Consider the following 13,771-nt stretch of genomic DNA (forward strand, 5'->3'; position numbering starts at 1 on the left):
CGTCAGCGGGGGGTGCAGTGCCGGGTGATGTAGTCGGCCAGGTCGCCGACGGTGGTCATCCGGTCCTCGTCGAGGTCCTCGACGTCGATCTGGATCTCCAGCTCGTCCTCGATCTCGAGCAGCAGCTCCAGCGCGAGGGAGGAGCTGAGGCCCAGCTCGTCCATCAGCTGCGTGCCGACGGTGACCGGGGCCTCCGGCCGGAGCATCCGGGTCAGCAGCGCGACCATCGTGTCGACGACCTGCCCGCGCAGCTGCGGCGCGGTGGTCGTGTCGGGCTCTGTCACTGGACCCCACGCTCCAACATGGAGCCCATCAGAGCAAACGTGATCGGCGGGTGTCAACGGCTGTCGCGATCTTCAGCCGACCGGTCGCGGAACCGCTCCGGACGGCCCGTCGAGGCCGTGGAACGACGCCGTGTCGTAGGGCGCGTCGCCGGTCAGGGCCACCGCGACCCGGTAGCCGGCCGGGGTCGCGACGTCGGTGACCCGGTGTACGCCCGGCGGCTCGCCGCACGCCACCACGTCCCCCCGGTGCACCGGCAGCGCCAGGTGCGGCCAGAGCCGATCCCCGGCCGCCTTGACCACCGCCTCCTTGCGGGCCCACAGCCTGGCGAACCGGTCGGCCCGGTCGGCGACGTCCGGCCCCGAGGCGACGTGCCGGGCCTCCCCGGGGGCGAAGAACCGGGCGGCCAGCGCCACCGGGTCCCGTTCCGGCGTCACGTGCTGGATGTCGACCCCCACCGGCCGCCCGCCGCCCACCGCCACCGCGACCAGGTCGGCGGAGTACGACAGGCTGGTCTGCGGCCCGCCCCGGGGCTCGGTCAGCATCGGCTTGCCGTACCGGCCCCGCCGCCAGGCGAGCCGTCCGGGCGCGACGCCCAGGGCCGCGCCCACCACCAGACGCAGCGCCCCGTGCGCCACGGTGAACCGGTCCCGGGCGGTCGCCGGACCGAGTGCCGCCGCCCGGGCGCGTTCGTCGGCGGTGAGCACCGCGTCGTACCGGGCCAGCTCAGCCGGGTCGGGTCGGGCCGGCAGGATCCAGATCCGGACGGTGTCCCGCATGGGCCGTACCCTAGCCCCGTCGGCACCGCCCGGCCGGCGGCACGATCTGCGGCGTTGACACGTGCCGATCTCCGTTGCTCTGATTGACCGATGTTCGCGCAGACCGCCGAGGCGCAGGTGCTCGTCCCGTTCGCCGGCCCGGGGGCCGGGACCGCGCCGCTGACCTGGGGTCAACTGGCGATCATGCAGGACATGCGGGAGACCGGGTGGACGCACAACGTCAGCGGTGCGCACCCGGTGCCGGCCGGGGTCACCGTGGAGCAGGTCGCGGCGCAGCTCGGTGACCTGATGAGCCGGCACCCGGCGCTGCGGATGCGGCTGGGCACCGACGACCACGGCGAGCCATGCCAGGTGGTCGCCGCCGACGGGGAGATCGCCCTGGACGTGCTGGACGTCCCCGACGACGCCGACCCGGCCGACGTGGCGAAGTTCGCCTACGAGCTGGGCCACGCCCGGCTGCTGACCCCCTACGACCTCTACCGGGACTGGTCGGTGCGGATGGCGGTGGTCAGGCACCGGGGCGCGCTGGTGCACCGGGTACTGACCCTCGACCACCTGGTCGTCGACGGCACCGCCACCGCCCTGGTGATGGCCGACCTCGGGCTGGTCGACCTGACGGCCCGGCGCGCACCCGACCCGCGTACGGTGCAGCTGCTCGACCTCGGCCGGCGCGAGCGCACCCCGCCGCTGCGCCGGGTCAGCGACCGGGCGGTCCGCCACTGGGAGGCACACCTGCGTGACCTGCCACCCTCGACCTTCGGCGAGGTCACCAACCCGGCCGGGCGGCACGGCCGGCGGTTCTGGCACGGCCGGTTCAGCTCACCGGCGGCCTACCTGGCGGTGCAGGCCATCGCCCGACGCACCCGGACGGACACCTCCCGGGTGCTGCTGGCGGTGATCGCCGTGGCGGTGGGCCGGGCCACCGGGGTCAGCCCGTTGACCGCCAAACTCATCGTCGGCAACCGGTTCCGGCCGGGATTCGCCGAGGCGATCGCCCCGCTGAGCCAGAACGGGGTGCTCACCGTGGACGCCGCCGACACCACCGTGGACGAGGTGGTGACCAGGGCCCGTCGCGCCTCCGTCGCCGCCGGCATGTACGCCTACTACGACCCGGTGCAGCTCGCCGAGGCCGGCGCCCGGCTCGACGAGGAGCGCGGCTACCCGGCCCGGGTGACCCTCCGGATCAACGACCGGCGGGTGGTGACCCGGCAGGCGGCGGAGGACGCGGCCCGCGCCGCCGAGGTGACCCCGGAGCAGATCCGCCGCCGGGCGGGCGAGACGTTCCTGGTCTGGGACGGCACCCTCGACCACCTGCCCGAGCAGGCGTTCATCACCGTGGAGGACCAGCCGGACACGATCTTCCTCCAGGTGATCTTCGACCTGGGCTGCTTCACCGAGACCCAGGCCGAGGCGCTGCTGCGCGGGGTGGAGGAGGTGGCCGTCGAGGCGGCGTTCGACCCGACGACACCGACCCGGGTCGCCGGCTGACCCGTCGCGTGACGGTCACCGGGCGGCGTGCCACCCGTTGACCGCCGCCGCGACGGTCACCGCTCCACGGCCCGGGGCAGGGTCACCGCTCGACCCGGTCCCAGGTCACCGGCAGTGCCTCCAGGCTGCGTACCACCAGGCCGGGCTTGAACCGCAGCTCCTCCTCGGGCACGGCCAGCCGCAGGCCGGGCAGCCGGCGCAGCAGCGCACCGAGGGCCTCCTGCAACTCCATCCGGGCCAGCGCCGCGCCGAGGCAGTGGTGCGGGCCGGCCCCGAACGCCAGGTGCGGATTGTCGGCCCGGGTCAGGTCGAGGGTGTCCGCCCCGGCGAACACCGACGCGTCCCGGTTGGCCGAGGCGATCGCCGGCAGCACCGGGGTGCCCGCCGGCAGGCACACCCCGCCCAGTTCCACCTCCTCGGTGGTGACCCGGGGCAGCAGCACCCCGTTGTCGCCGAGCTGGATGAAGCGGGACAGCTCCTCCACCGCACGGGCCACCGCCACCGGGTCGTCCCCGCGCAGGCCGGCGAGCTGCTCGGGGTGCCGGGCCAGCACGAGCAGGAACAGGTTGAGCTGGTTGGTGGTGGTCTCGTGGCCGCCGACGAAGATGCCTGCGGTCACCGAGACGAGTTCCCGTTCGGTGAGGTCGTCGTGCTCGTCCCAGGCCTTGATCAGGGCGCTCATCAGGTCGTCGCCCGGCTCGCGGCGACGCGCGACGATCATCTCGCCGAACGCGTCGAGGGCGGCCTGCGGGGCCGCCGGATCGGCGTCCCAGTCGCCGACGAGCGCGTCGGACCACTCGCGTACCCGGTCCTGGTCCTGGTCCGCGATGCCGAACAGCTTGCTGATCACGTAGATCGGCAGCGGCGCGGACAGGTGGGGGATCAGGTCCGCAGGTGGGCCCGCCGCCACCAGGTCGTCGATCATCCGGTCGACGAGCGCGGCCACCGTCGGGCGCAGCGCCTCCACCCGGCGGACGGTGAACGCGTGCGACACCGCCCGGCGCATCGTGGTGTGCCGGGGCGGGTCCATCCCGATCAACGAGTCCTCGGCCAGCGAGCCCAACTCCCGGGTCGGCCGGTCCGGCCCGGCCGCGGCGGCCCGGCTGAACCGCTGGTCGGTGAAGACCCGGCGGACGTCCGCGTGCCGGGTGGCCAGGTAGGCCCTGCCGCCGTCGGGCAGCGCGATCGGCGCCACCGGGCAGGTCTCCCGCAGCCGGGTGTAGTCAGGTGACGGGTGGTAGATCGTCGGAGCCGGAGCGAGCGGGTACGGAATGGGCTCTTGCGTCATCTGCGACTCCTAGGGTGGTCTGACGGTGGATCAGCTCCGGGTGCCCGCGGCGAGGGCCACCAGCGCCGGCACCACCTCGGCGGGGGCGGGCATCGCCCGGACCCGGTCGCGCATCAGCGCGGCGGCGGCGCGCCGGGGGCCGTCGGCGATCAGCTCGCCGACCAGCCCGCGCAGCGTGTCGTCGTCGGCCCGGCCGCCGGGTAGCCAGGTGCCGGCCCCGGTGACGGCCAGCCGCTCGGCGTTGAAGTGCTGATCGCTGACCTGCGGCAGGACGAGCTGCGGCACCCCGAGGCCGAGCGCCGTCATCGTGGTCCCCGCGCCGCCCTGCTGCACCAGCGCGGCGCAGGTCGGCAGCACCAGCCGCAGGGCCAGCGGGCTGTCGACCAGCCGGACGTTGTCCGGCAGCGGGCGCAGCGCCGCCTGCTGGGCCGGCTCGACCAGCACGACGACCTCCACGTCCAGCCCGGCCACCGCCCGCACGACCCGGGGGAGGTCCAGCCGGTCGTCGAGCCCGGCGCCGGCCATCATGGTGCCGGCCGTCACGCAGACCCGGGGCCGGTCCGCCGGGCCGTGTAGCCAGGGCGGCAACACGGCCGGGCCGTTGTACGGCACGTAGCGGACCGGCCGGGTCGGGCCGGTCGCCGGCACCTGCATCGGGGGCGGCACCGGGTCGAGGGTCAGCACCCCGGCCAGGTCCACGTCGGCGGCGGCCAGCCCGAACCGGCCGGCCAGCGGGCCGAGCACCGGCTCCGGGTCGAGCCGGAGGGTGACCGAGGAGTCCGGCCCCCACAGGTGCCGCACCCCGGGCACGCCCAGCGCGGCGGCGGCCACCGCGGCGGCGAGGTTGAACGGCTCCCAGACCATCAGGTCCGGTCGCCAGGAGCGGCCGAAACCGACCAGGTCGTCGAGGAGGGCGTCGGCGAACCGGACCACGCCGCCGTCGGCGGTGATCGCCGGTTCGACCGTGTCGTCCGGCTCGTCCTCGGCCCGGTCCAGGGCACCCACCGCGCCGATCCGGCCCGCGAAGGCGGTGGCGAAGTCGACGTCCGCGCCCAACGGCACCGCCGCCAGCCCGGCCGCGGTGATCGCCGGCACCAGCGCCGGATGGCTGGCCACCCGCACCTCGTGGCCGGCGGCCTGCAGGGCCCAACCGAGCGGCACCAGGCCGTAGAAATGCGACCGCCAGCCCCACGTCGACAACAGAATCCGCAAAGCCGCAGTCAAGTCCGACCCATCCGCGCGTACCACCCGGCAGTCCTGGTGCACCGATGCTAGGCGATGGGTGTCCGCACCCGGAAGATCGTCGCGGCGACCAATGGATATTGACGCCGGCCGTACCGATGACCGAGTCTTACCGGTGCCCGATGTGGACCGCCGACCGACAGGTGGGTAGCTCGCCATGACCGTCGTCTCGGAGCTGCGGGACTACCCCTTCGCGCCGTTCACCGGCGACCTGCCCGCCGAACTGCTCGACATGGTGGTGGCCGAGCCGGTCAGCCGGGTGCGGCTGCCCGACGGGCGGCCCGCCTGGCTGGTGCTCGGCTACCACGACTGCTGCACGGTGCTGGCCGACCCCCGGTTCTCCCGGCTGCCGCTGGGCGCGACCGGGACCCCCGACGGCGGCGGACCCCGCGAGTTGAACATGGACGGTCCGGCGCACGCGGTCGTCCGCCGGGTGGCCAGCCGGGCCTTCACCGCCCGCCGCATCGACACCTTCCGCCCCCGGGTACGCCGGCTGGTCGACGCGTTGATCGACGATCTGCTGGCCGGGCCCCGCCCCGCCGACCTGGTCGCCGCGCTGGTGGCGCCGCTGCCGGTGCACGTGGTCTGTGACGTGCTCGGGGTGCCGGTGGCCGACCGGCCCCGGTTCTACGGCTGGATCGAGGGCCTGAACTCGGTCACCGCGTACGGGTCCGCCGACGCCGCCGCCGCCCAGGCGGAGCTGCGGGCGTACCTGGCCGGGCAGTTGGCGGGCAAGCGGGCGAACCCCGGCGACGACCTGCTCTCGGCCTGGGTGCTGGGCCGCGACGCGCACGAACTCGACGACGCGGAGCTGGTGGAGCTGGCGATGGGGGTGCTGCTCGGCGGGCTGGAGATCAACTCCACCAGTGCCGGGCTGCGCGCGCTGTTCCAGCACCCCGAGCAGTTGGCGAAGCTGCGGGCCGACCCGGCCAAGCTCTCCTCGGCCACCGACGAGATCCTCCGGTACACGTCGGTGAGCAGCATGTTCCGGGTCCAGGTGGTCCGCGAGGACCTCACCCTGGGCGGGGTGGCGATGCGCGCCGGGGACTGCGTGATGGCGATCCCGTGGGTCGGCAACCGTGACCCCCGCGTGTTCCCGGACCCCAACGTGTTCGACATCGACCGGGTGCCGACCGCACCGCACCTCACGTTCGGCTTCGGGCCGCACTTCTGCCTGGGCACGGCGCTCGGCCGGATGCAGGTGGAGCTGTCCATCGGCGAGCTGCTGCGGCGGCTGCCGGGGCTGGCCCCCGCAGTGCCGCTCGACGAGATCCCCTGGCGGCACGACCGGATGAACGGCGGCATCGCGTCGTTCCCGGTCACCTGGTGAGGCCGCCCCGGTCACCGGCCGGCGGCGGCCACCCCGCCGACGCGGGCGGTCAGTAGCTCTCCACCGCGTTGACCCGGTCCGGCCAGTAGCGCTGGCCGGGCGCGGCGACGTAGTGCTCCCACCGGGGCGCGTCGCCGGTCGGGTGGTCGCCGAGCACGGTGATCCGCTGCCCGCGCCGCACCCCCGCGTAGTCGTTGATCGCGTAGTGCTGGGTGACCCGGTTGTCCCAGATCGCGACGTCGCCCACCCGCCAGCGGTACCGGCAGGTGAACTGGGGGCCCTCGGAGAAGGCGAACAGGTACTCCAGCAGCGCGTCGCTCTCGTTGCGGCTCAACTGCGGGATGTGCGAGGTGAACAGCCGGTTGACGTACAGCGAGCGGCGGCCGGTCTCGGGGTGCACCCGGACCACCGGGTGTTCGGCCCGGCTGGTGAACTCGGTGCCGATCCGGATGACGTGGATGGCGGTCAACCCGTCGAGCAGGTCGCGCATCGGCGCGGAGAGCGCCTCGTACACCTTGCACTGGTTGGTCCACATGGTGTCGCCGCCGGTCTCGGGCAGCTGCACCAGGTGCAGGATCGAGGCGATCGGCGGGCTCTGGTGGAAGGTCATGTCGGTGTGCCAGACGTCGACCTTGCCGCCGTCCTCGGAGTCGATCAGGACGATCTCCGGGTGCCCCTCCAGCCGGGGCAGGTACGGGTGCAGCTCGACCTCGCCGAAACGCCGGCCGAAGGCGATGTGCGCCTGCGGCGTCAGCGCGGTCTGCCCGGCGACGAAGACCACCTGGTGCGCGAGCAGCAGCCGGTGCAGGTGGGCGAACCCCTCGTCGGTCAGGGTGTTCAGGTCGATGCCGTGGACCTCGGCGCCCAGGGCGCCCGCGACGAGCCGTACCTGCGGCACGAGGGACGTGGTCATCGGTGCTTCCTCCGGTCTGGGCGCCCGGGCCCGTCGGCGCATTGTTCCACGACGGTGAATGGGATCTCCACCGTTGATATTGACGTCGTCGCGCCGTCCCTGGGAGCATTCGGGCCGGCGGAGGCCACGGCCATCGTGGACGCGCCTCGCGACGGGGAGGCTGTCCCGGTGACGATCGAGACCTCGACCGATGACGATCCGGCGGCCCGGCTCGGCCGGCTGACCGACCTGGCCACCCCGTTCGCCGTACGCACGGCGGTCACCCTGCGGGTGCCGGAGCGGATCGCGGCCGGCGTGACCGGTCTGGACAAGCTGGCCGCCGCCTGCGACGCCGACCCGGACGCGCTCGGCCGGCTGCTGCGCTACCTGGTCCACCGGGGCGTGTTCGTGGAGACCGCGCCTGACGTGTTCGCGCTGACCGACGTCGGCGAGCTGCTCTGCGAGCGCGACGGCGGCGGCCACGGCGGCTACCTCGACCTCGACGGTCTCGGGGCGCGGATGGACCTCGCCTACACGGGGCTGCCGCACGCGGTGCGCACCGGCGGGCCGGGCTACCAGGCGGTGCACGGGCGGGACTTCTGGGCCGACCTCGACGCGCACCCGTCCTACCGGGCCTACTTCGACGCGTTGATGCTCAGCCAGCAGCGGTTCACCGCGCCGCAGGTGGCGGCGCTCTACCCGTGGCAGCGGGTGGCCCACGTGACCGACGTCGCCGGAGGTGCCGGCGGGCTGCTGCGGGAGCTGCTGACGACCCACCCGCACCTGCGGGGAACCCTGGTCGACCGCGACGAGCCGGTGGCGACGGCGACGGCGACGTTCGCCGCGCACGGGCTGACCGACCGGGTCGAGGCCGTGGTCGGGGACTTCTTCGCCGAGCTGCCGGCCGGGGCCGACGTGTACGTGGTGTCCCGGGCGTTGACCGACTGGAGCGACGGGCACGCGACGGCGATCCTGCGCCGGTGCGCCGAGGCGGCCGGGCGCACCGGTCGGGTGCTGGTGGTGGAGGTGCTGCCGACCGACCCGTACGTGCCGTACCGCTCCCCGTACGACCTGCAGATGCTGGTGCTGGTGGGTGGCCGCGAGCGGGGGGTGGCCGAGCACGTGGCGCTCGCGGCGGCGGCGGGTCTGAAACCGGTCGGGACCTACCGCGGCACCGGGGGACTGACGCTGTTGGAGTTCGTTGTGGACGCCTGATCCGGCGACGGGTGATCAGACGTTCGTACCTGTTTTCGCGCTGCCGTGTGACACACGGTAAGCGGTTCAGCGGATTTCTCTGGCATCGACCGATTTGCCGGTGAATAGGTTCGTGACATTCGTGTTTCTCCATAGCCTGCGCAGTTTTCCGAAGGTTGTTCATGGACGGACCGGCAGGTAACGTCTCGCGTGCCGGCTGGGCCGAGCCTTTGCGAAAGGGTCGACACGCTATGACGGTTACTGGTTTCACGCGATATCCGCCCTTCATCGACGACCTTGCCCGCAGTGAATCGGGGCGGCTGCTGCACGCGGAACTCGGACGCCGGTGGCCGGAGTCGACCGACCCGTTGGTCGGCATCGCCCGCTACGCCCTTCTGCCGGCGGGCAAACTGCTCCGTCCGATGATGACGCTGCACGCGGCGGAGGCGGTGGGCGGTTCGCCGGCCGACGTCCTGCCGGCCGCGCTGGGGATGGAGTACCTGCACGTCGCGACGCTCGTGCACGACGACATCATCGACGCCGACACGCTGCGTCGGGGTCGCCCGGCGGTGCCTGTCGCCTTCGGCATCCCCAACGCCATCGTGGTGGGCGACCACCTCATCTTCACGGCCTTCCAGTCCATTGTGGAGTCGGGAGCCGCCGTGCCGGCCGGGCACGTCGCCGCCGCCGTCGCGGCCCTGGCCGAGGCCGGCCGGGACCTGTGCCGGGGGCAGATGCTCGAAACGCAGCTCGTCGGCGACCTCGACGAGGGCGCCCGTAGCTACGCCGAGATGATCCGACTCAAGACCGGCGCGCTGTTCCGCGCCGTCTGCCACGTCGGCGCGCTGCTCGGCGGTGCCGAACCGCAGGTCGCCGCCGCACTGGCCCGCTACGGCGAGCACCTCGGCGTCGCCTTCCAGATCCGCGACGACCTGCTGTCCTACGTGGCCACCCCCGAACAGACCGGTAAACCGGCCACCAGCGACCTCAACAACGGCCGGCCCACCCTGCCGCTGCTGCTCGCCTACGACGCCGCCACCGACGCCGGCCGGGTGGAACTGATGGCGGTGCTGCACCGGCGCGGGGCCGGCCCCGGGGACGTCGAGTGGGTCGCCGGCCTGCTCGCCGAGGTCGACGCGGTACGCAGCGCCCGCCGGCGGATGGTGGAGCACGCCGAGCGGGCACTGGCCGAGCTGGCCGGGCTCGCCCCGTCTCCCAGCGCCACCGTGCTCGCCGGCATCGCGCACTGGATGACGAGCGAGACGGCGTGAGCGCCGCCGGCACGGTACGGGCGCTGCGGGCCCACGTCGAGACCTGGCGGCCGTACACCCTGTGGTACGTCGGGCTGGTCGGCCTCGCCGGTGCGGCCCTGGCCGACGGGCCGCACCACCCCTGGCTGCTGCTGTCGGCCTGGGCCGCCCCGACCGCCGGCTGGCTCGGCGGCCACTACCTCGGCGACTACTTCGACCGGGACCTCGACGCCGGCAGCAAGCCGCACCGGCCGATCCCGTCGGGCCGGCTGGCCGCCCGTACGGCGCTGTGGTGCGGCTGCGCCTGCTTCGCCGTCCTCGCGTTGCTGGCGGTGCTCGGCGGCTGGGGCACCATGTCGGCGGCCGTGCTCGCCGGGTTCGGCATCGTCGCCTACAGCCGCTGGTGCAAGGCGCGCGGCATCGCCGGCAACCTGGTCCGGGGCGCGCTCGGCGCGATCGCGCTGCTCTACGGCACGCTGACCGTCGGGCTGTCCCCGCAGCGACCGTCGGCGGTGCCGGTGCTGCTCGCCTCGATGCTCGCGTTCTGGGCCCACGACACCATGTCCAACCTGGTCGGTGCACTGCGCGACATGGACGGTGACCGGGCCGGCGGCTACCGCACCCTGCCGGTCCGCCGGGGTGCGCCGTTCGCGGTGCGTACGGTGCTGGCCCTCTACGCCGGCACCGTCACCGCCGCGCTGGTCGCCGGGCTGCTGGCCGACCCGGACCGGCGGGCAGGCTACCTGGCGACGCTGGCCGTCGTGGTGGCGCTGGGGGGCGTCGCCCTGGCCCCGCTCGTCGCGCACCGGGCCGACATGCCCGTGCTGGTGGCGTTGCGGGCGCACGCCGTCCTGGTGGTCGAGCGGGTGGTGCTGGCCTCGGCCCTGGTCGGGCTGGGGCTCGGGATCGGCCCGCAACTGCTGCTGGCGGTGCCGATGGTCGCCCTGACCTGGTGGGCGCAGCGGATGATGCGCGCCGGGCACGAACTCGGCACCGGCCGACCCGTGCTGGCGCTGGCCACCCCCCGTCGAGCCGCCATGGAGGACGTGTCATGACCGCTGTGCCCACCGAGGCCCTCGACCGGGCCATCACCCGCGGCGCGGAGGCGCTGCTGCGCCGGCAGCGCCCCGACGGGGTGTTCGGCGACGACCCGCCGGCCTCGGTGCTCGGCACCGCCGGCACGGTGGCCGCCCTGCACGCCGCCGACCCGGTGGGCAGCGCCGACCTGGTCGACGCCGGCACCTCATGGCTGCGTCGGCAACAGCACGACGACGGCGGCTGGGGCGGCGTGGTGGGGGCCGACAGCGAGGTCGTCGCCACCGCTGTCGCGGTCGCCGCGCTGGCCCTGACCGCACCCGGGGCCAGCGCCGAGGCGATCACCGCCGGCCGCGCCCGGCTGGCCGCGATGGGCGGCGTCGACACGGTCACCGACCCGGCCATCTCACTGCTCTGCCGGCAACTGCTCACCATGGCCGGGCTGACCGCCGAGGCGGGTCCGCTGCGCCGGCTGCCGCTGGAGATCGTCCTGTTCGACCGGGTCCGCCGCCAGCGCCTGTCGTTCCGTACCGCGCCGTTCATCGGGTTGGCCCTGATGCAGGCCGACCTGCTGCCCACCGGCCGGTTGCGCCGGGCCACCCTGCGGCGGGCCCGTCCGGCGGCGCTGCGGCTGTTGCGCGCGATCTACGACCACGAGGGCCGCACCGGCGCGTTGAGCGAGGACCCGTGGCCCGCCGCCCTGGTGCTGCTCGGCCTGGCCCGCGCAGGCGAGGCCCCCGACATCGCCGCCGCCGTGGTGGGCTGGCTGCGCCGCGCGGTGCGTCCCGACGGCGCCTGGGACGCGGTGGCCAACCTCGACCTGACCCGCTCCGGGTACGCGGTGACCGGGCTGATCGCCGCCGGGTACGCCGCCGACCCCCGGCTGCGTCCCACCCGCGAGTTCTTCCACGCCACCCGGAAGCCGACCGCGTTCACGGTGCTGGACGTGCCCCCGGGCGGGTGGAGCTACTCCAACGTGGGCGGCTGGCCGGTGACGCTGGAGTCCGCCGAGATCCTGTCGGCGCTCGCCGGCTTTCCCGACGCCGACGCCGACCCGGTGCTGCGCGGCGGCCTGGACTGGCTCGTCGGCCGGCAGGACAGCAGGGGCTCGTGGAGCCTGTGGGTACGCGACACCAAGCTCGCCAACGACGGCCCCTGCCCCGCCATCACCAGCCAGGCGCTGCACGCCCTGCACGACGCGGGGCACCCCGACGACCACCCGGCGATCGCCGCCGGGGCGGCCTGGCTGCTGACCGCCGCGCGCCCCGACGGCAGCTACGAGAACCTCTGGTACCGCGACCACACCTCCGGCACGGCGGTGGTGGTGGCGGCGCTGTCCCGGGTCGGCCACGCCCGGCACGACGTGGTCCGGCGGGCGGTGCGCTGGCTGCGCGACACCCAACTGCCCGACGGGTCGTGGGGGCCGGGCGACGGCAGCGCCGGGTCGGTCGAGGAGACCGGCTGGGCCGTGCAGGGCCTGCTGGCAAGCGGTGACCCGGAGGCCACCGACGCGGTCGACCGGGGGGTCTCCTGGCTGCTCGCCGCCGCCGGCCCCGACGGTGGCTGGCCGGCCACCCGGGTCTGCAACTACATCCGCCACCACCTGCGCTACCCCAACGCGGTGATCACCCAGGCGGTCGCGCTGCGGGCGCTCGGTGAGTACCGGCGTACCGTCGCCGGCCGGGCGGGCGTCACCCCCGGTGCGGTCGCCCGATGAGCGCCGACGTCGTCGTGGTCGGTGCCGGGGCGGGCGGCCTGGCCGCCGCCCGCGCGCTGGGCGCGCGGGGGCTGCGGGTGCTGGTGCTCGACCGGCAACGCACCCCCGCGTCGATCGCCAAGGGCGAGATCCTGCAACCCGAGACGGTACGCATCCTGGACGGCTGGGGCGTGCTGGACGCCCTGCGGGCCACCGGCGCGTGCCCGGTCGACCGGCTGGCCATCCGCGACCCGCAGGGCCGTCCGCTGCTCGCCCTCGACTACGGCACCCTGCCCGGTGGGTACCGGCAGATCCTCTGCGCCGACTACGGCGACCTGCGTGCCGTGCTCGCCGACGGGCTACCCGCCGGCGTCGAGATCCGGTGGGGGCAGCGGGTCACCGGCCCGCTGCGCGCCGCCGACGGCCGGGTCACCGGGGTCCGGGTCAGCGACGGCGACGGCGAGCAGGAGATCCGGGCGGCCCTGGTGGTCGCCGCCGACGGCATGTCCTCGCCGCTGCGCAAGGCCGTCGGCATCGACGTCGAGCGGCGGGAGTACCCGCACGGCCTGGTCGCCTTCGACGTGCCCGGGGTCCAGGTGGCCGACGAAGTGTCGGCCTACCGCACCGAGCGGGGCCTGTGCCTGGTCTACCCGCTGCCCGGCGGGCGGTGCCGGGTCTACGTCCAGGTGACCCCGGACGAGTTCCGCGGCCGCAGCGCCGCCGACCTGGCCGACTGGTGCGACCGGCTGCTCGCCGGGGTGCCGGCCGTCCGGCCGCTGGGTGCGGCCCTGCGGGCGAACCTGCACCGGCGGCAGCTCCTCGCCGTCTACCGGCTACGGGCGGCACGGTTGACCGTGCCCGGCCTCGCCCTGCTCGGGGAGGCCGCCCACGCGGTGCACCCGATGGCGGCGCAGGGCGTGAACAGCTCCCTCGCCGATGCCGAGACCCTCGCCGCCGGCCTCGCCACCGGTGGGGGCGGCCTGGACGACGCGGCCGTGGACCGGGCGCTGCGCGACTACGACACCGCCCGCCGGCCCCAGCTCGACCACGTCGCCACGGTCAGCCACAACGCCGCCCGCATGATCACCAGCGTGTCGGGGCTGCCCCGGCTGCTCGGGGCGCGGATGATGCGGCGCACCGCGGCCAACCCCCGGCTGCTCGGGCTCACCGCCGGCAACCTGTCCGGCACGAACGTCCGACCGCTGTCCCTGGTCGACCGGATGTACCAGCTCGGGCTGCTCACCGACCGGCACGCCCAGCAACCCGTTCCCGCCGGCCCCGCGACGAAGTGAGCG

The 13,771-nt window shown here is 74.7% G+C and carries 12 protein-coding genes; 7 read left to right on the forward strand and 5 right to left on the reverse strand.

The genetic code is table 11. The features are described 5' to 3' along the window. Positions 1-2: 2 nt before the first annotated feature. Both ACN268_RS30955 and ACN268_RS30960 read right to left on the reverse strand, forming a co-directional pair. The gene (locus ACN268_RS30955; RefSeq protein ID WP_421486560.1) at positions 3-284 is read right to left on the reverse strand and encodes a phosphopantetheine-binding protein; all 282 of its coding nucleotides are present in this window, start codon (positions 282-284) and stop codon (positions 3-5) included. A 72-nt stretch (positions 285-356) separates the two neighbouring features. Then, the gene (locus ACN268_RS30960; protein WP_421486561.1) at positions 357-1,061 is read right to left on the reverse strand and encodes a 4'-phosphopantetheinyl transferase family protein; all 705 of its coding nucleotides are present in this window, start codon (positions 1,059-1,061) and stop codon (positions 357-359) included. A gap of 90 nt (positions 1,062-1,151) precedes the next feature. Between ACN268_RS30960 and ACN268_RS30965 the strand changes: the two genes are divergently transcribed. Then, entirely contained in the window at positions 1,152-2,549 is a 1,398-nt protein-coding gene (locus ACN268_RS30965; RefSeq protein WP_421486562.1) for a condensation domain-containing protein, read from the forward strand. Between the two features lie 82 nt (positions 2,550-2,631). Here ACN268_RS30965 and ACN268_RS30970 read toward each other — a convergent pair whose 3' ends face one another. Further along, positions 2,632-3,837, reverse strand: coding sequence for a cytochrome P450 (locus ACN268_RS30970; RefSeq protein ID WP_421486563.1), 1,206 nt, complete (start codon positions 3,835-3,837; stop codon positions 2,632-2,634). Positions 3,838-3,867: 30 nt separating this feature from the next. After that, complete coding sequence (locus ACN268_RS30975; protein ID WP_421486564.1) at positions 3,868-5,049, reverse strand: nucleotide disphospho-sugar-binding domain-containing protein; 1,182 nt, start codon at positions 5,047-5,049, stop codon at positions 3,868-3,870. A 187-nt stretch (positions 5,050-5,236) separates the two neighbouring features. Between ACN268_RS30975 and ACN268_RS30980 the strand changes: the two genes are divergently transcribed. Continuing rightward, positions 5,237-6,409, forward strand: coding sequence for a cytochrome P450 (locus tag ACN268_RS30980; protein WP_421486565.1), 1,173 nt, complete (start codon positions 5,237-5,239; stop codon positions 6,407-6,409). Positions 6,410-6,458: 49 nt separating this feature from the next. On the opposite strand, the gene ACN268_RS30985 is transcribed toward ACN268_RS30980, so the two are convergent. Beyond that, complete coding sequence (locus tag ACN268_RS30985; RefSeq protein ID WP_421486566.1) at positions 6,459-7,322, reverse strand: TauD/TfdA dioxygenase family protein; 864 nt, start codon at positions 7,320-7,322, stop codon at positions 6,459-6,461. Positions 7,323-7,490: 168 nt separating this feature from the next. On the opposite strand from ACN268_RS30985, the gene ACN268_RS30990 reads away from it, so the two are divergent. The 5 genes from ACN268_RS30990 to ACN268_RS31010 all read left to right on the forward strand — a co-directional run bounded on the left by ACN268_RS30990 (position 7,491) and on the right by ACN268_RS31010 (position 13,768). Next, entirely contained in the window at positions 7,491-8,516 is a 1,026-nt protein-coding gene (locus tag ACN268_RS30990) for a methyltransferase (protein WP_421486567.1), read from the forward strand. 230 nt (positions 8,517-8,746) lie between these two features. After that, positions 8,747-9,766, forward strand: a complete 1,020-nt coding sequence (locus ACN268_RS30995) for a polyprenyl synthetase family protein (protein WP_421486568.1) — start codon at positions 8,747-8,749, stop codon at positions 9,764-9,766. Beyond that, complete coding sequence (locus ACN268_RS31000; protein WP_421486569.1) at positions 9,763-10,800, forward strand: UbiA family prenyltransferase; 1,038 nt, start codon at positions 9,763-9,765, stop codon at positions 10,798-10,800. The genes ACN268_RS30995 and ACN268_RS31000 overlap by 4 nt, the downstream gene beginning before the upstream one ends. Beyond that, positions 10,797-12,497, forward strand: coding sequence for a prenyltransferase/squalene oxidase repeat-containing protein (locus ACN268_RS31005; RefSeq protein WP_421486570.1), 1,701 nt, complete (start codon positions 10,797-10,799; stop codon positions 12,495-12,497). The genes ACN268_RS31000 and ACN268_RS31005 overlap by 4 nt, the downstream gene beginning before the upstream one ends. Next, positions 12,494-13,768 (forward strand): FAD-dependent oxidoreductase, encoded by a 1,275-nt coding sequence (locus tag ACN268_RS31010; RefSeq protein ID WP_421486571.1) that lies wholly within the window; start codon positions 12,494-12,496, stop codon positions 13,766-13,768. Before ACN268_RS31005 ends, ACN268_RS31010 begins: the two co-directional genes overlap by 4 nt. Positions 13,769-13,771: the final 3 nt, after the last annotated feature.

Source organism: Micromonospora sp. WMMD735 (genome assembly GCF_049178995.1).
GTDB lineage: Bacteria > Actinomycetota > Actinomycetes > Mycobacteriales > Micromonosporaceae > Micromonospora > Micromonospora wenchangensis.

Bases quoted from the DNA above. Each gene is read 5' to 3' on its own strand.
- ACN268_RS30960 (WP_421486561.1), bottom strand. From the start codon at position 1,061: ATGCGGGACACCGTCCGGATCTGGATCCTGCCGGCCCGACCCGACCCG.
- ACN268_RS31010 (WP_421486571.1), top strand. From the start codon at position 12,494: ATGAGCGCCGACGTCGTCGTGGTCGGTGCCGGGGCGGGCGGCCTGGCC.
- ACN268_RS30980 (WP_421486565.1), top strand. From the start codon at position 5,237: ATGACCGTCGTCTCGGAGCTGCGGGACTACCCCTTCGCGCCGTTCACC.
- ACN268_RS30985 (WP_421486566.1), bottom strand. From the start codon at position 7,322: ATGACCACGTCCCTCGTGCCGCAGGTACGGCTCGTCGCGGGCGCCCTG.
- ACN268_RS30995 (WP_421486568.1), top strand. From the start codon at position 8,747: ATGACGGTTACTGGTTTCACGCGATATCCGCCCTTCATCGACGACCTT.
- ACN268_RS30970 (WP_421486563.1), bottom strand. From the start codon at position 3,837: ATGACGCAAGAGCCCATTCCGTACCCGCTCGCTCCGGCTCCGACGATC.
- ACN268_RS30965 (WP_421486562.1), top strand. From the start codon at position 1,152: ATGTTCGCGCAGACCGCCGAGGCGCAGGTGCTCGTCCCGTTCGCCGGC.
- ACN268_RS31005 (WP_421486570.1), top strand. From the start codon at position 10,797: ATGACCGCTGTGCCCACCGAGGCCCTCGACCGGGCCATCACCCGCGGC.